Below are 16,626 nucleotides of genomic sequence, written 5' to 3' on the forward strand. Positions count from 1 at the left end.
CCGTCCATGAGCCTCGCCGTCGCCCTGTTCGCCACCCTGACGCTTCAGCAGCCTGACCCGCTGGCCCCGGCCAGAACGGGCCAGGTGCTCTGCTACGAGCCCGACGTTGCGCGTCAGACCTGCTATGGGATCGCGTCCTACCGCTGGCTGGGCGACGGAACCATCGTCAGCGACATCGTGGTTGCCGCCAGCCAGGTCCCGGCGATTATCGTGCACTCCAGCGCGCCCGTTTTCGTTCGCGGCGACGCGGAATGCACACGGCTCGTGCCCAGCGCCGATCAGATCACCGCCATCTACGAGGATGGCCAGAGACTGGGCGGCTCCGAGTTCGAGTCGTTCAGACGGATCCTGGGTTCGAGTATCGATCAGGCGAACGGGCGAGGCCGCGAGCTGTGTTTCACCTACAAGCCCCTGGCCAATGGGGATATCAAATCGACGGCGAGGATTGACGGCGTGGCACGCCCTGATCTGGGAGGGACCGCACGCTGGGTGCGTCCCGCCGATGGCTGGCGCGTCGCCTTCTAGCCCAGCGCCTGATCCAGGTCCGCGATCAGGTCCTCGACATCCTCCACCCCGACCGACAGCCGGATCAGGTTGTCGGTCACGCCGCCTGCCTCGCGAAGCTCCTTCGGCACCGAGGCATGGGTCATGATGGCCGGGTGGTTGACCAGGCTTTCGACCCCGCCCAGCGACTCCGCCAGGGTGAAGACCCGCACCCGCTCCAGCACCCGTTTGGTCCGCTCCAGATCGCCGTCGATCAGGGCTGTGACCATGCCGCCGTAGCGGCCGTTCATCTGGCGTGACGCCAGTTCATGCTGAGGATGGCTGGTCAGGCCGGGATAGATCACCTTGGCGATCCCCTTCCGGTCCTCCAGCCAGCGCGCCACCGCCATGGCTCCCTCATTGTGCGCCTTCATGCGCAGGCCCAGCGTCTTCAGGCCCCGGTTGGCCAGGAAGGCGTCGAACGGCCCCATCACGCCGCCGACCGAATTCTGGAGAAACTTGATCTCCTTCGCGAGATCCGGGTTCGCCGTGACCAAGGCCCCGCCGATGATGTCGGAGTGGCCGTTCAGATATTTGGTCGCCGAATGCATGACCACATCGGCCCCCAGCCTGAGCGGCTGCTGGCTCCAGGGCGTGGCGAAGGTGTTGTCGACGATCAGCAGCAGGCCATGGGTCCTGGCGATCTTCGACAGGCCGGCGATGTCGGCCAGTTTCATCAGCGGATTGGTCGGGGTCTCCGCCCAGATGAGCTTCGTCTTCGGCGTGATGGCCGCCTCGACGGCCGCCAGATCGCTCAGATCGACATAGGCGAAGTCCAGCCCCATCGACCGGCGGCGCACCCGCTCGAACAGCCGCCAAGACCCGCCGTACAGATCGTCGCCGGTGACGATGTGCGAGCCGGCGTCCAGCAGTTCCAGCGCCGTCGAGGTCGCCGCCATGCCGCTGGCGAAGCCGAAGCCGTGGGTCCCGCCCTCAAGGTCCGCCAGACAGGCTTCGAAGGCCTCGCGCGTCGGGTTCTTGCCGCGCGCATACTCATAGCCCTTGTTCACCCCCGGGCTTTCCTGGGCATAGGTCGAGGTGGCGTAGATCGGGGTCATGACCGCGCCGGTGGTCGGGTCGGGTCGCTGCCCGGCGTGAATCGCGCGGGTGGAGAAGCCCTGACTGTTCTTCAGCGATGCCATGGTGGTTCCGGTTACGGGGTTAGGCGACCGACGGGGCCGCCGAAGGAGGCCGCGTTGCGGCGAGGCCGGGCCGGGGCGGACCCCGGACCGTCGGGGCCTTGACGACCGGCCGGGTCGTCAAGGCCGCCATCAGGCCCACGCTCGTCGCCCGGCACCGGTGCCGCGAGGCGTCAGCCGGCGGGCGCGACGGGAGCGGCTGCGGCCGGCAGGAGGTTGGCGTCGAGGAAACGCCGCGTATGCTGGAACACCTCGCACCAGACGGGGCCGGTCATGGAGGGATCACGCGACGTCAGCATCTGGACCTCGACCGTCGCGCCGCGGCGGCGAAGGTCGGCGGCCAGGTCGCGCATGGTCGCGATCGAGATGACGGGGAAGGTAGAATAGCCCTCGATCAGCATCATCGGCAGCGCCCGGCGCGTCCGGCCGGGTTCGAAGATGTCCTCGCCGGTAGCAACCCCGATGGCCACGCGCGCCGTCGAATCCGGATGGGCCGATCCGTCCGTGGCGACGAAACCACCCAGGGAGAAGCCCCAGATTCCGACCCGCGTCGGATCCACGCCCTCCAGCGTGCCCATATAGGCCACGGCGTCATGGCCCGCCTCTTCCCACAGGCGGATGTCGCGGCCGTTCCAGGGAACCTGGCGCGCCCGGGCCTCGAAATAGTTCGGGACCAGCACATGGTAGCCACGGGCCGCCAGCTGGATGGCGTGCGGGTCGAACGAATGGGCGTCGACGGTCAGACCTTCCGAGCTGTGCAGCAGGACCACGGCGGCACCGTTGGCGGGGCCGGTCGGCTTGTAGATCAGGCCGCGCACCTTCTGGGAGTTGCTGGTGTACTCGGCCGGCCCGCGCGTCGCCCGTTGCGGCACATCGTCGGCGCAACCTGCCGAAGCAGCCGCCTGGGCCGCAGCGTTCGAGGCGGTGCCCAGCATCGCGGCCGCAGCCACGCAGGCGAGAAGGCGTCTGGAGAATTTCAGCGTCATCGGTTCAGGCTCAGATGGTTGATAAGGTCCGTGCGCGTAATCAGGCCCACAAATCGCTCGCCGTCCAGTACGATCGCCACACGATCGCGATCAAACAGGGGGATCAGCGCATCGAGGCTCTCACCGACCTGCACCGTATCGAGGTCGCGGGTCATCGCCGATGAAACCGGTTTGGCGAAGCGTTCGCGGCGGGTGATCTCGTCGGTGTTCATGACATGGACCAGATCGCTCTCGTCCAGGATGCCGACCAGACGGCCGTCCTGGATAATGGGCAGTTGCGAAACATCGGCCCCCCGCATCCGCTTGAAGGCCGTGTCCAGGGTATCGTCGGGCCCCGCCACGATCACATCGCCCTTCTCGTATTTGCGGGAAATCAGGTCGGACAGGTCGCCATGCAGCGGCTGTCCACCGAGGCCCTGATCCGCCAGCCAGGCATCATTGTAGACCTTGGACAGGTATTTCGCGCCGGTGTCGCAGACGAAGGTCACGACCCGCTTCGGCTCGGTCTGTTCGCGGCACCAGCGCAGGGCACTGGCGATGAGGGTGCCGGACGAGGAGCCGGCCAGGATCCCCTCCTTCAGCAACAGCTCGCGCACCGTGGCGACGGCTTCGGCGTCGGGGATCGAATAGGCCCGGTCGATCAGGCTCATGTCGGCGGTGTCCGGCACGAAATTCTGACCGATACCTTCAACGGTATAGCTGCCCTCAGGGCCGGGCACACCGTCATTGACGATCCCGGCGAGGGTCGAGCCGACCGGATCAGCCAGGATGATCTGGGCCTTCGAGCCCCTACTCTTCAGATAGCGGGCGATCCCGGTGATCGTGCCGCCCGAGCCGATACCGGCCGCGAAGGCGTCGATGTCGCCACCCATCTGTTCGTAGATTTCCGGCCCCGTGGTCTGGAAATGCGCCAGGGAGTTGGCCTCATTGGCGAACTGGTTGACGTAGAAGCCGCCCGGAATCTGCTGTGCCAGTCGCTCGGCCATGTCGGTGTAATATTCGGGATGCCCGTGCGGCACATCCGAACGCGTCAGGCGAACATCGGCACCCATCGCCCTGAGATGCTGAATCTTTTCCCGGGACATCTTGTCGGGGATGACCAGAAGCACCTTATAGCCCTTGGCCTGTCCGACCAGCGTCAGCGCCAGGCCCGTATTGCCGGCCGTCGCCTCGACGATGGTGCCACCGGGCTTGAGAAACCCCTCCGCCTCGGCCGCCGCAATCATTGACAGGGCGATACGGTCCTTGATCGACCCGCCGGGGTTCTGCGCCTCAAGCTTGAGGAACAGGCGACACGGGCCGGTATCGATCTTCGTCACCTCCACCATCGGCGTCTTGCCGATCAGGTCCAGCAGGGAGCCGGTCGGACCGGACAGGACGGGGGCGGCGGCCAGGGACATTCACAAACTCCGGGGGGCTTCTGCGCCGGAAGCTAGGCGCGCCCTCTCCCCATCACAAGCCGCGCAAGATTTCGCCTCTCGAAGAGCGCCGAAGCACGGTATCAAGGAATCCACATGACAAAGAACACCAAGAGGCCGCCCGCCGGTCTCCCCGACAAAGATACCCTGCTCGCCTTCCTGCGCGATGCGGGAACGGCCGAGAAGGCCGATATCGCCCGCCACTTCGGCCTCAAGGGTCATGAGCGGCGCATGTTGCGCGAAATGATCCGCGCACTCGAGGAAGAAGGAAAACTGGGTAAGCGCGGCCGCAAGGGCTTTTCCGAGGTCGGTGCCCTGCCCCCCGTCGGCGTCGCCGATGTCGTCGAGCGCGATCTCGACGGTGAACTCTATGTCCGTCTGGTCGAGGCCTCGGCCGACGCCCCGCGCGCCCTGCTGATTCCCGACAACGGCGGCAAGACCGGCCACGCGCCCGGCATGGGCGACCGCGTCCTGGTCAAGTTCGCCCGCGGCGAGGACGGCTGGGAAGCCCGGCTGATCAAGAAACTGGACGCCGGTGCCAACAAGATTCTGGGCGTCATCCGAAAATCGAACAGGGAGGTCCGGGTCGAGCCCGTGGACCGCCGGTCAAAGGACGTCCTGCTGGTCCCCCACGCCCAGGCCGAAGGCCTGCGCGACGGCGATCTGGTGCTGGCCGCCATCGAGAAGGGCGACCAGCGGTACGGTCCCAAACGCGGCAAGATCCTCGAGAAAATCGGCCACGAGGGCGACGCCCGCGCCGCCTCCCTGATCGCCATCGCCGCCCACAATGTGCCGATGGGCTTCTCCGAGGCCGTCGAGAAGGAGGCCGGAGATCAGGAACTGCCGTCGCTGAAGGGCCGCGAGGACCTGCGCGACCTGCCGCTGATCACCATCGACCCCGCCGACGCCCGCGACCACGATGACGCCGTCTATGCGATGCGCGACGAAGACCCCAAGAACCCCGACGGCTGGATCGTCTGGGTCGCCATCGCCGACGTCGCCGCCTACGTCCGGCCCAACACCAATCTGGACCGCGAGGCCCGCGACAAGGGCAACTCGACCTATTTCCCCGACCGCGTCGAGCCGATGCTGCCCGAGCGCCTGTCCAACGGCCTGTGCAGCCTGAAGGAGGGCGAGAACCGCGCCTGCCTCGCCGTGCGCATGGTCTTCGACAGGGACGGGCGGAAGACCGGCCACAAATTCGTTCGCGGCCTGATGCGGTCGCAGGCCAAGCTCAGCTACGAACAGGCCCAGGCGGCCATCAACGGCCAGACCGACGATGCGACCGGCCCGATCATGGCGGCCATCCTCGAACCGCTGTGGGCTGCCTATCGCACCATGCTCAAGGGCCGGCTGAAACGCAGCCCGCTGGCGATCGAAAGCCCGGAACGTCGCATCCGCATGAATGCCGAAGGCCAGATCATCTCGATCGAGCCCCGCGTCAGCCTCGAGGCCCACCGGCTGATCGAGGAGATGATGATCCAGGCCAATGTCTGCGCCGCCGAGACGCTGGAGCAGAAGAAGACACCCCTGCTCTACCGCGTCCACGATGCGCCCAGTCAGGAGAAGCTCTTCAACCTGGGCGACTTCCTCCAGACCATCGGCAAACCCTGGAACAAGGGTGAGCCCGCAACGACCAGACGGTTCAACAAACTGCTGGACGAGACCCGCGGCGGCGACCACGCCGAGGTCGTCAATGAGGTCGTCCTGCGCAGCCAGATGCAGGCCATCTACTCGGCCGAGAACGTCGGCCATTTCGGCCTCAACCTCGACCGCTACGCCCATTTCACCTCCCCGATCCGGCGCTACTCCGACCTGATCGTCCACCGCGGCCTGATCCGGGCCCTGGGGCTCGGAAAGGACGGTCTGACCGACCGCGAGATCAGCGAACTGCCCGCCATCGCGGAACAGGTGACCCTGACCGAGCGCCGCTCCATGGCCGCCGAGCGCGCTGCCATGGACCGCTATATGGCCGCCTTCCTGCAGGAGCGCGTCGGGGCGACCTTCCCCGGCCGCATTACCGGCGTGACCCGCTTCGGCCTGTTCATCCGGCTGGATGAGACCGGGGCAGACGGCCTGGTCCCAGTGTCCACCCTCGGGACCGAGTATTTCACCCACGACGACAAGTCCCATGCCCTGGTCGGGGAGCGCACCGGCGTGCGCTGGACCCTGGGCCGCAATGTCGAGGTCCGGCTGAAGGAAGCCACGCCCATCACCGGCGGCCTGGTCTTCGAGATGCTGTCCGATCCCGCCCCCCGTGATCCCAATGCCCCCGCGCCGCGCCTCGGCCAGCGCGCCCGTGGCTCCGGTGGCGGCGGTTTCCCCAAGCGGGGCACCGGCCGTCCCGGTGGGCCCAAGCCATCCGGCGGCGGACGCCCCTCTGGCGGTCTGAAGGGCGTTCGCAAGGGCAAGCGGCGCTGATGGCGAAAATCGTCACAACACTGCCGCATCCGATCCGCTAGTCTCGCGGCGGGAGGACGAGATGATCAGACCGAAACCTGGCATAGCCGCCCTGCTGGCCGCTTTCCTGCTCGCCGCTCCGGTCGGCGCCAATGACAGCGTCGCCTCCATGGGTGCCGGCGGCCTGGTCTTCCAGCGCACCGACGGCATCGCGATGCGCTCGGAAGACCTCTATGTATCCGCACGGGAAATCCGCGTCCGCTACCGCTTCTACAATCGCACAGACCGCGACATCGGCACCCTGGTCGCCTTTCCCATGCCCGATCTGCGGGGGGGTATAGAGAGCGATGTCGCGATCGAGGACCCGTTGCAGATGCCCTTCACCACCACCGTGAACGGCCGGCGGGTCGCAACCAATGTCGAACAGAAGGCTGTCTTCGGCGACGTCGATCACTCGGACATGATCCGCGGTCTGGGCCTGCCGCTTTCGCCGCGCGGCGAGGCGACGATGCGGGCCCTTGCCACCCTTCCCCGACCGCAGATCGACATGCTGGTCGAGATGGGCCTGCTGGAGGACCGGTCATGGACTGACGCCGGCGTCCGGCGCCTTGAGCTGGTGCCCCTCTGGACGCTTAGGACGACCCACTACTGGACCCAGGTTTTCCCGGCCGGACGAGAGCTCGACGTCCGCCATCGGTATGCACCGGCCGTCGGCGGCTCTGTCGGCAGCCGTTTCGGCTATCCAGCCCCGGACGGTGTCGACCCGGCCGGAGAAGATGCGGCCCGCTACTGCGCCGACGACGCCTTCCGGGCCGGTGCGCGCCGGATGCGGACGCGCGGCCTTTCCCTGAGCGAAACCTGGGTCGACTACATCCTGACCACCGGCGCCAACTGGGCAGAGCCGATCGGTGACTTCCGTCTGGTGGTCGACAAGGGCCGATCGCGCAATCTGGTGAGCTTCTGCGGTGAGGGCGTGCGTCGGATCAGTTCCACGCAGTTCGAGATCCGACGGCGCAATTTCACGCCCACCCGGGACCTGTCGGTGCTAATCCTGACCGGTGAACGCATCGACGACTGACCCCTTCGACCCGGACGGCGACCTGACCGACGCGCCGCGCGTCGGGGGACGCCAGCCGACGAAGGATGCCGCGACCCTGATCCTGACCCGCATCCGCAAGGGTGCGACCGAGGTGCTGATGGGGCGCCGGGCCCCCGGTCATGTCTTCATGGCGTCGAAATGGGTGTTTCCCGGCGGCCGGATCGACCGCTCGGACTTCACCGCCGCCGCCGCCAACGAGCTGCCGGCGGCCGATATGGCCCGACTGACCCGCGAGGTACCGGCCCGCCGCGCCCGCGCCCTGGCCCTGGCCGCGGTGCGCGAGACCTTCGAGGAGACCGGATTGTTGCTCGCCGCCCCCGCCCCCATCGCCTCCGTCGCCGGACCTTGGCGCGAGTTCCGGGCGGTCGGCGCCCTGCCTGACCTGGCGGCCCTGTCCTATGTGGCTCGGGCCATCACCCCGCCGGGCCGGAGCCGCCGCTTCGATGCCCGCTTCTTCATGGCCGACGTGCAGGCCCTGCTGCACCCGGAGCCGACCGCCGGCTCAGGCGAGCTGGACGAGATCGCCTGGCTCCCGCTCGCCGATACACGACCGCTGGACCTGCCGGCGATCACCCGGTTCGTGCTGGGCGAGGTCGGCGAACGCCTCGCCCGGCCGGATCGACCCCTGCCCTATGTCCGCATGGTGCGCGGCCGGCATGTGATCGAGCATCAGGACTGAGGGGACACGCGCCCCGGGAAGGCCGCCGCTGCCGCCCCGGTCGGCTCTAGGCGCCTGCGCCCGCCGCAGGGCGTGCGCGGCATTCCGCCAGCCAGCGCGCCAGATGGGTCAGCTCCTCGGGCGGCCGGTATTTGATCATCCGCGCGAAATCCAGACCGATCACGGCGACGATGTCGGCGATGGTGAAGCGGTCCGCGGCGATGAAGGCTTGTTCGGCCAGCCGCCGGTCGAGGCTCTTCATGAATTTCTCGGCCGCCACGCGGTTGTACTCGGCCATTTGCGGCATCTGCACCGCCTCCAGCACCGCCAGGGCCGGGTGGGAGTGGCGCACGCTCAGCATCAGCGGATTGGCCAGATAGAATTCGCAGCGCCGCGTCCACATCTCGATGATCGCCTGTTCGCGCGCGTCGTGGCCGAACAGATTGGGCTCCGGATAGAGGGCTTCCAGATACCGGCAGATGGCCACGGACTCCGAAACCGTGGTCCCGTCGTCCAGCTCCAGCGCCGGCACGTGCGGCACACCCACACGGGCCCGATATTCGGGCGTCTTGTGGGCTCCGGTCAGGATGTCGACCTCGATCACCTCGACGTCCTCAATCCCCTTCTCGGCCATCGCCCAGCGGACCCGGCGCGGATTCGGCGCGCGGTAGGAGGTGTAGAGTTTCATCAGACAATCCTCAGGAAACGGGCTCCGGCGTCAGCGGAACATTACAGTGGGCATGGCACCCACAATGGCGGCCGTCATCAGGGTGGCCAGAAAGCCTGCGAACAGGGCCTTCCAGACCATGCCCAGGACCTCCTCCCGACGTTCGGGCATCAGGACGCTCAGGCCGGTTACCGTGATTCCGACCGAGCCGATGTTGGCGAAGCCGCACAGGGCATAGGTCATCAGCATCCGGGTCCGCTCGGTCATCTCGCCAGCCGGGACGGCGCCCAGTTCGATGAAGGCCCTGAATTCGGTCTGGGTCAGTTTGACGCCCAGCAGCCAGCCGGCCTTGCCGGCCTCGGCCCATTCGACACCGGAGAGCCAGGCCACGGGCATGAAGACCCAGCCCAGCAGACGCTCGATCGTCACCGGGCCGTCGAACAGCCAGAAACCGCCGAGCATGACGTTGATCAGGGCCATCAGGGCCACGAAGACGATCAGCACCGCCGAGATGTTCAGCACCACCATCAGGCCGTCGGCCGTGCCCTTGACGATGGCGTCGATCGCGCTGTCGTATCTGAGCGCCGATCCGTAGTCCGCAACGGCTCCGCCCTCGCCCGCGGTCTCCGGGATCATGATGCGGGCCAGCAGGACGCCGGCCGGGGCCGAGACGATCGAGGCCACCAGCACATGGCCGGCGGCGTTCGTCATGACCGGGGCCAGGATGGCGGCATAGGCCACCATGGTCGACCCCGCGACGGTGGCCAGACCCACCACCATCATCAGGAACAGCTCCGACCGGGTCAGCTTGTCCAGATAGGCCCGGATCACGATCGGGCTCTCGACCATGCCGAGGAAGATATTGGCCGCCACCGCCAGCGCCGAGGCCCCGCCCAGGCCCATGGTGCGCTGGAACAGCAGGCCGAAGCCGTGGGTGATCCACTTCAGGATCTTCCAGTGCCACAGCAGGGCCGACAGGGCCGAGATCACCAGGATCATCGGCAGGACGTTGAAGGCGAAGGTGAACAGGGCCGGCGGATTCTCGACCGAATAGGGCTGACTGCCACCGGCCAGATAGCCGAACACGAACTGGGCCCCCACGGCCGAGGCACGGGTCAGACCGTCCACCGCACCGGTAATCGCCGTCAGGACAACCTCGGATCCCGGAATGCCGAACAGCACCGCCACCAGGGCGGCCTGCAGGGCGACCGCCCCAAGGGCCAGCCGCCAGGGAAAGGCCTTGCGGTTCTCGGACAGGCCCCAGCAGGCCACCACGATGACCAGCAGCCCCAGCAGGCTCTGAAGGTTCAGGACACTGAACATGGACATGGTTCCCCACCGGCTCCCCCGCCGGTCCGGCCCCGTTGAACGCCACGCAGAAGAGTCTGGCAAGATACCGTCTTCGGACCGGTCATCGGACGCTTCGCCCTGCGAGGGCAGCCCGTCCGAAAACCGGCGCTTCAGCCCTTCCGGCAAGCTTCTCTGGCAAGCGCTGCAAAGGTTACCGAGCTGATGACGCGGTCACTTCGCATCGACCGAACGGATCGACCGTAACGAGAAAATGCCGATAGTTCGGGAACGGTCGCCTTGTCATCATAGCGGTTCGGAACTCGGCCAACTCCCCCGTGCGCGCAAGCGCGACAAAATCAGTGTGATTGACAGGGTCGAAGTAGACGCTGATGACCCCGAGAGCCGGGTCGTATTCGTAGACGATTTGTGGGCGGTCGGGATCGCCGAGTAGCAGCCGCCGCCCAGTGCCTTGACGGTGCGGTGTGAGGGGCTCTTCTTCCTCGTTCAATACGACGGTACGGACACCCCCGGCGCGCCACTCTGTTCTTCCTTCCAGGTCATCACAGGACCGCGGCACTGCGATTCTGACCGTTTCTCCTCGTGCGCAGAAAAGCGTCGGGGTGGAACAGTCGTCGAGAATGCTCCCGGTCGGAGCCGCCCCACGCTCGAGGCGGTTTGGAAAATCGAGGAGGATGTCACCGAATACGAAAACCCCGCGCCCCGACCAACTCTGTAGCGATAGGGACGAGACTGCGCCCGTCGGCGCGCAAGCGCCGACAAGTCCGACCAAGAACAACCAGCCCAAGGCTTTCAATTCGATCCTCCGCTGTTCTCCCAACGAGTACCCACGAGTTGGAAATCCCCCTGTAGGGATCGCTACACCGGCAAAGCCCCCTGGAGTTCGCGCAACATTGTTGGCGGCTCCTTCGCTTTGCTCAAAGTAACCCGTTGTACCAGGATGGAAATTGGACGCCGTGCCTTCGACGCGAGTTGGTGTGCTGACACTTTCACAACATCAGACACTCTTCAAGTGAAGATCGAGCTCGCGCAGCCTAAGGCTGTCCCCGCACCAGCCGGCTGTACTCATCCATCAGGCCGAGGCTGAGATCGGCCGGGGTGAAGCGGTAGTCGCCGATCTCGCTCACCGGGGTGATCTCGGCCGCCGTGCCGCACAGGAAGCATTCGCTGAACCCGGCCAGCTCTTCGGGCAGGATCGCGCGCACCTCGACCTCGATGCCCCGCGCCGTCAGCATTTCCAGCACGGTCTGGCGGGTGATGCCGTTCAGGATTGCGCCGTCGGCGGGCGGGGTGATCACCCGGCCGTCCTGCACGAAGAACACATTGGCGCCCGTCGCCTCGGCGACATAGCCGCGCCAGTCCAGCAGCATGGCATCGGCATAGCCCCGCGCGTCGGCATAGTGGCGATTGATGGTGCCGATCATGTACAGGCCCGCCGCCTTGGCCTCGGTCGGGGCGGTTTCCGGCGACGGCCGCTTGTAGGGTGCCCAGCAAAGGCGGATGCCCTTGCGCTTGGTTTCCGGGTCGAAATAGCTGGGCCAGTCCCAGGCGGCGATGGCCACATGGACGGTGGTGTTCTGGGCCGGGACGCTGACCTGCTCCGAACCGCGCCAGGCCAGGGGGCGCACATAGGCGTCGGTCAGGCCATTTCGCGCGCAGGTCTCCTTGCAGGCGTCGTTGATCTGCGCCACCGTGAAGGGAATACTGAAGTCGAGCACCTCGGCCGAACGGAAGAAGCGGTTCGTGTGTTCCGTCAATTTGAAGATCTGGCCATTATACATTCGTTCGCCCTCGAAGACCGAAGACGCGTAATGCAAGGCGTGGGTCAAAACGTGCACGCGAGCTTCGCGCCAGGGCACAAATTCGCCGTCAAACCAGATCCAGCCGTCACGATCGTCGATAGGAACGAAGGCCATTGAATATCGTCTCCCGCGCTGATCACCGGGTTAGAGCCGTCGCAATCGTTCAGGTCAACGCCTGGACGCGCTGTTCGGTCGCTTCGGCATGAGCGATATCCGCTCCCACGGCCGGTCCGGCCCGGTGGCCGGTGCCGGTGCCGGTCGCCATCTGCTGGTCGTCGATGATGATGACCGCATCCGCGAACTGCTGAAGGAGTTCCTCGCCCGGGAAGGGTATCGCGTCACCGGCGCGGCCCATGCCGCGGCCGCCAGACGCCTGATGGAGCTGATCGAGTTCGACCTGGTCGTGCTGGACGTGATGATGCCGGGCGAGAGCGGCTTCGACCTGACCACCTGGGTGCGCTCCAAGGCCGAGACCTCGAAAACGCCCGTCCTGCTGCTGACCGCGCGCGGCGACCCCGACGACCGGATCGAGGGCCTGTCGCGCGGTGCAGATGACTATATGTCCAAGCCGTTCGACCCGCGCGAACTGGCCCTGCGCGTCGACGCCATCCTGCGGCGCACCGGCGGCAAGCCCCTGACACCGCGCGAGATCAAGCTGGGTCCCGCGGTGTTCGACATGGAGCGGCTGGAGCTGATGCGCGACGGCAAGCTGCAGCGGCTCACCGAGGCCGAGGCACAGCTTCTGAAAACCCTGGCCATTCACGCCCACGCGGCCGTGGAACGCATGAGCCTCTCACCCGACACCGCCGACATCACCGGCCGCGCCGTGGACGTGCAGGTCACCCGCCTGCGCCGCAAGCTGGAGGCGGATCCCAAGAACCCACGCTATCTCCAGACCGTGCGCGGCGTCGGCTATATGCTGGCACCGGACTGATGCCCCGATGAGGCTGCTCGCCACCAGCCTGTGGACGCGGTTCCTGAAGCGGCGGCTGCCGACCTCGCTGTGGGGCCGGTCGCTGCTGATCATCGTCCTGCCCGTGCTGGTCATGCAGGTGGCCGTGACCTGGGCCTTCTTCGACATGCATTGGCAGACGGTGACCGCCCGCCTGTCCGACGGCCTCGCCGGCGACATCGCCTGGGCGGCCGAGAGCTGGCGCGATGACCCGACGCCCGAAAACATGGCGGTCATTTCGGAACGGGCCGAAAGGTCGATGTCGCTGTCGGTTCAGCTGCGGGACGGTGACACCCTTCCGGCCGAGAACCGACGCGGGCCCATCGGGGTCGTCGACCGCACCCTGGAAAAAGCCCTGGCGACCCGCCTCGACCAGCCCTTCTGGTTCGATACCACCCGCTACCCCGCCTATGTCGATATCCGGGTGCAGCAGCCGCAAGGGGTGCTGCGCGTCATTGCCCCGCGCGAACGGGCCGTGGCGACCCAGGCGCATATCTTCGTCCTGTGGCTGACCATCGCCACCGTCCTGTTGATGAGCGTCGCCATCCTGTTCATCCGCAACCAGGTGCGCGCCATCGAGCGCCTGGCCGACGCCGCCGAGGCCTTCGGCCGGGGCGAAACCAGCGAGAATTTCAAGCCCCATGGCGCACGCGAGGTCCGGGCCGCCGCCAATGCCTTCCTCGCCATGCGCGAACGGATTCAGCGCCATATCGACCAGCGTACGGCGCTTCTGGCGTCGGTCAGCCACGACCTGCGCACCCCCCTGACCCGACTGCGGCTCGAACTGGCCCTGGCCCCGCCGTTCAAGCGCTCGAAGGCGATGGAGGGCGATCTCGACGAGATGGAACATATGATCGACGAATACCTCGCCTTCGCCCGCGGCGAATCCGGCGAGGCCGCGCAGGCGGTGTCGATCCCGGATCTGCTTGAGGCTGCGGCCGAGGACGGACGCCGCGCGGGGGCCATGGTCGAGGTGGATGCACCCGTCGACCTGACCGCCACCCTGCGACCGCTGGCGTTCAAGCGGGCCCTGACCAACCTGGCCGGCAATGCCGCCGCTCACGGCGAAAACGTCCGTCTCAGCGCCCGTCCCCTGCCCTCCGGCGGGCTGGAGTTGTCCGTCGAGGACGACGGCCCCGGCATTCCCGAAGACATGCACGAAGAAGCCTTCCGGCCGTTTTCCCGGCTGGACGCCTCGCGCAACCAGAATCGCAAGGGTGTGGGACTGGGCCTCGCCATCGCCCGGGATGTGGCCCGCGGACATGGCGGCGACATTACGCTCGAGCGCAGCGACATGGGCGGCCTCCGCGCCCTGATCCGCCTGCCCGGCTGATATTCCTCCCCCATCGGGGGAGGATTGCGAAACGACGTCGGAAGGCCCACCTTCAGTCCAGACAGCGTTTTCGGAGGATATCATGCGTAAACTCGCCTTCTTCGCACCGCTCGCCGCCGTTCTGGCGTTCGGCGCCGCCCCGGCCATGGCCGAGCCCGCCCTGATCAGCGTCAGCCTCGGTCCCGACCTTCAGGAAAAGGCCGAGGAACTGGGCCCGCGCGAGGTCCAGGAACAGGCCGATCGACTGGCCGACCTGGTCGGACGCGCCCTCGCCCGCGACCGCGACGGCGACCTTGACGGGGCCCGGATCGAACTGGTGCTTACCGACCTGCGGCCCAACCGGCCGACGTTCCGGCAACTGGCCGACCGCCCCGGCCTTGACGGCTATCACAGCCGTTCGATCGGCGGGGCCGCCATCGAGGGCCAGATCACGACCGCCGACGGCCGCACCCTGCCGGTCCGCTACGACTGGTTTTCCAGCAGCCTGGCCGATGTTGTCGGGATCGATACCTGGTCCGACGCCGACCGGGCCTATCGCCGGCTGGCCAACAACCTGGCCGACGGCCGCTACGCGTCCCGCTAAAGGGCGCGCGCTCGCTTGACGGCGGCCTTGACCGCGGCCCCGGCCGCCCGGTCGAGGTCGCCGCTCGCGGCCATGGCGTCCAGCCCCGCCCGCGTGGTGCCGCCCGGCGAAGCGATGCGCCTGATCAGGGTTTCCAGCGACTCGCCCGTCTCGATCCCCGCCCCGGCCGACCGCAGGGCGCCACGTGCCAGTCGGATCGCCGCATCCCCGGACAGGCCTTCCGCCTCTCCGGCCCGCGCCAGGGCCTGGACAAAGGCATGGATGAAGGCCGGTGCCGAGCCCGCCGTCGCGGTGGCGACATCGATGTCCGCTTCCTGATCAAGGTCCACGACCTCGGCCATGGCTGAAAACAGGGCACGCGCCCGCTCGCTGGCCATGGCGTGCTCGCACCAGAGGCCCGCGACGCCACGCCCCTGGGCGACCGCCGTGGTGGGCATGACCCGCGCGGTCGGGCGGCCGGTCAGGGCGCTGATCTCCGCCGCGGCCACACCCGCCATCACCGACACAATCAGGGACTCCGCGTTCAGCGCCCCGACCAGGGGGGCGAGCGCGTCACGCCATTTCGCCGGCTTGACAGCCACCACCAGCGTTCGCGCCTCCGCCAGGGCGGCCAGGGGTGGATTGACCCGCGCCCCCTGCGCCCGCGCCGCCTCTGCGGCCGGCTTGTCCGAGGGTGTCAGAATGATCAGATCGGGCGCCGCGACGGCACCAGTCGTCAGCCAGCCCTCAAGGATGGCTGAACCCAGCCGGCCGCATCCGACAAGGACCACGGGTCCGGTTCCGACCGGCGTCCCCATGGCCTCAGGCCGTGCCGACGGTCTCGAACAGGCAGGAATCGATCGCCTCCTGCGGCTTCTTGTTGCCGCGGATCATGAAGTCGAAGGCCGGATAGTAGCGGTCCGCCGCCTCGACCGCGGCATCGATCATGGAGGCCGCCTGGGCCAGGGTCGGGCGCTCACCCATCGGCAAGGCCAGCGAATGGCGGAAGACGATCTCGCCATCCTCGGCCCAGACCTCGAAATGGCCCATCCAGGTCCGCTGGTTGATCAGGCCGACCAGCTCATAGGCCGCGGCGCGGCGGGCCCTGGACGCCTGCAGGTCCAGGGCGCAGCACAGCTGAAGGCAGTCGCCCTCGGGCCGCCAGGCGAACCACAGCTCGTAATCCTTCCAGTCTCCGGCAAGCGCAAAGGCCAGATCGCCTTCGTCGGTCCGGTCGAACGGCAGGTTTTCGGCCACCAGCACGTGTTCCACGACATCCAGGGGATCGTAGGGCACATCGACTTGTTCGGGCCGTACAATGTCCATCAGGCACTCTCCGGGCGCGACTCACGCCCTGTCGTCAGACGGTAGGCGGGTTCGCAGATTCGGCTCAACCGGCTGCGTCCCCAGGGGGAACCCGGCCTGTGGACGTTCCCGTGGCAGGCTTCTTTACCATCTTCGCAGGCGACCCCAGCGCCGCAACCTCGGCCCGCAGGGCGGCGATTTCGGCCTTGAGCGCGTCGAACTCGTCGCGGCGAACAAGGTCCAGGTCGGCGGCCATGCGATCGGTGCCGGCACGAAACGCGGTCTTCGCCTCTTCTCCCGCGGCCTGGGCCAGGCCCATCGCCCCGGTGGTCAGCTTGGCGAACTCGTCGAGAAGGGGATTGCGGGTCTGCATGGGAGTCTCCGGCTCGAACCAGCGAGCGACGTTAACGAAGGTTCACCCGATATGGTGAACGAAACCTTGCTGTCGATGTGA

Annotated in this window: 16 protein-coding genes; 7 read left to right on the plus strand and 9 right to left on the minus strand. The window is 67.2% G+C overall.

Features of this window, described 5'->3' with window-relative positions:
* Nucleotides 1-6 precede the first annotated feature (6 nt).
* Nucleotides 7-525: a hypothetical protein gene (locus Q0053_RS01135; protein WP_298094839.1), complete on the plus strand. Its 519-nt coding sequence runs from the start codon at nt 7-9 to the stop codon at nt 523-525.
* Here Q0053_RS01135 and Q0053_RS01140 read toward each other — a convergent pair.
* The 3 genes from Q0053_RS01140 to Q0053_RS01150 all read right to left on the minus strand — a co-directional run bounded on the left by Q0053_RS01140 (nt 522) and on the right by Q0053_RS01150 (nt 4,068).
* A complete protein-coding gene (locus Q0053_RS01140; protein ID WP_298094841.1) occupies nt 522-1,685 on the minus strand; it encodes a cystathionine gamma-synthase in 1,164 nt (387 codons plus the stop codon). The two genes, Q0053_RS01135 and Q0053_RS01140, sit on opposite strands and share 4 nt — an antisense overlap.
* A 170-nt stretch (nt 1,686-1,855) precedes the next feature.
* The gene (locus tag Q0053_RS01145) at nt 1,856-2,668 is read right to left on the minus strand and encodes a dienelactone hydrolase family protein (protein ID WP_298094843.1); all 813 of its coding nucleotides are present in this window, start codon (nt 2,666-2,668) and stop codon (nt 1,856-1,858) included.
* Nucleotides 2,665-4,068 (minus strand): cystathionine beta-synthase, encoded by a 1,404-nt coding sequence (locus Q0053_RS01150; protein WP_298094844.1) that lies wholly within the window; start codon nt 4,066-4,068, stop codon nt 2,665-2,667. Before Q0053_RS01150 ends, Q0053_RS01145 begins: the two co-directional genes overlap by 4 nt.
* A 114-nt stretch (nt 4,069-4,182) precedes the next feature.
* Here Q0053_RS01150 and rnr point away from each other — a divergent pair, with 114 nt between their 5' ends.
* The 3 genes from rnr to Q0053_RS01165 all read left to right on the plus strand — a co-directional run bounded on the left by rnr (nt 4,183) and on the right by Q0053_RS01165 (nt 8,264).
* Nucleotides 4,183-6,507, plus strand: a complete 2,325-nt coding sequence (gene rnr / locus Q0053_RS01155) for a ribonuclease R (RefSeq protein WP_298094846.1) — start codon at nt 4,183-4,185, stop codon at nt 6,505-6,507.
* A 61-nt stretch (nt 6,508-6,568) separates the two neighbouring features.
* Nucleotides 6,569-7,564, plus strand: coding sequence for a DUF4424 domain-containing protein (locus Q0053_RS01160; protein ID WP_298094847.1), 996 nt, complete (start codon nt 6,569-6,571; stop codon nt 7,562-7,564).
* On the plus strand, nt 7,545-8,264 hold the full coding sequence (locus Q0053_RS01165; protein ID WP_298094850.1) for an NUDIX domain-containing protein: 720 nt from the start codon (nt 7,545-7,547) through the stop codon (nt 8,262-8,264). The genes Q0053_RS01160 and Q0053_RS01165 overlap by 20 nt, the downstream gene beginning before the upstream one ends.
* Nucleotides 8,265-8,310: 46 nt before the next feature.
* On the opposite strand, the gene Q0053_RS01170 is transcribed toward Q0053_RS01165, so the two are convergent.
* The 3 genes from Q0053_RS01170 to Q0053_RS01180 all read right to left on the minus strand — a co-directional run bounded on the left by Q0053_RS01170 (nt 8,311) and on the right by Q0053_RS01180 (nt 12,134).
* Complete coding sequence (locus Q0053_RS01170; RefSeq protein WP_298094852.1) at nt 8,311-8,931, minus strand: glutathione S-transferase; 621 nt, start codon at nt 8,929-8,931, stop codon at nt 8,311-8,313.
* 30 nt (nt 8,932-8,961) lie between these two features.
* A complete protein-coding gene (locus Q0053_RS01175) occupies nt 8,962-10,233 on the minus strand; it encodes a nucleoside transporter C-terminal domain-containing protein (RefSeq protein WP_298094854.1) in 1,272 nt (423 codons plus the stop codon).
* Between the two features lie 1,019 nt (nt 10,234-11,252).
* Nucleotides 11,253-12,134 carry a branched-chain amino acid aminotransferase gene (locus Q0053_RS01180; protein WP_298094856.1) on the minus strand — a complete coding sequence of 294 codons (882 nt, stop codon included), beginning with the start codon at nt 12,132-12,134 and terminating at the stop codon, nt 11,253-11,255.
* Between the two features lie 88 nt (nt 12,135-12,222).
* On the opposite strand from Q0053_RS01180, the gene Q0053_RS01185 reads away from it, so the two are divergent.
* From Q0053_RS01185 to Q0053_RS01195, 3 genes are all read left to right on the plus strand, one after another.
* Complete coding sequence (locus Q0053_RS01185; RefSeq protein ID WP_298094859.1) at nt 12,223-12,954, plus strand: response regulator transcription factor; 732 nt, start codon at nt 12,223-12,225, stop codon at nt 12,952-12,954.
* A gap of 7 nt (nt 12,955-12,961) precedes the next feature.
* Entirely contained in the window at nt 12,962-14,305 is a 1,344-nt protein-coding gene (locus tag Q0053_RS01190; RefSeq protein ID WP_298094862.1) for an ATP-binding protein, read from the plus strand.
* A gap of 82 nt (nt 14,306-14,387) precedes the next feature.
* Nucleotides 14,388-14,888: a hypothetical protein gene (locus Q0053_RS01195; RefSeq protein ID WP_298094865.1), complete on the plus strand. Its 501-nt coding sequence runs from the start codon at nt 14,388-14,390 to the stop codon at nt 14,886-14,888.
* Here Q0053_RS01195 and Q0053_RS01200 read toward each other — a convergent pair.
* From Q0053_RS01200 to Q0053_RS01210, 3 genes are all read right to left on the minus strand, one after another.
* Nucleotides 14,885-15,658 (minus strand): pyrroline-5-carboxylate reductase dimerization domain-containing protein, encoded by a 774-nt coding sequence (locus tag Q0053_RS01200; RefSeq protein ID WP_298094867.1) that lies wholly within the window; start codon nt 15,656-15,658, stop codon nt 14,885-14,887. The genes Q0053_RS01195 and Q0053_RS01200 overlap by 4 nt on opposite strands.
* 31 nt (nt 15,659-15,689) lie before the next feature.
* Entirely contained in the window at nt 15,690-16,193 is a 504-nt protein-coding gene (locus tag Q0053_RS01205) for a YbjN domain-containing protein (protein WP_298094870.1), read from the minus strand.
* A 64-nt stretch (nt 16,194-16,257) separates the two neighbouring features.
* Nucleotides 16,258-16,545 (minus strand): accessory factor UbiK family protein, encoded by a 288-nt coding sequence (locus Q0053_RS01210; protein WP_298094872.1) that lies wholly within the window; start codon nt 16,543-16,545, stop codon nt 16,258-16,260.
* Nucleotides 16,546-16,626: the final 81 nt, after the last annotated feature.

Source organism: Brevundimonas sp. (assembly GCF_027487935.1).
Lineage (GTDB): Bacteria > Pseudomonadota > Alphaproteobacteria > Caulobacterales > Caulobacteraceae > Brevundimonas.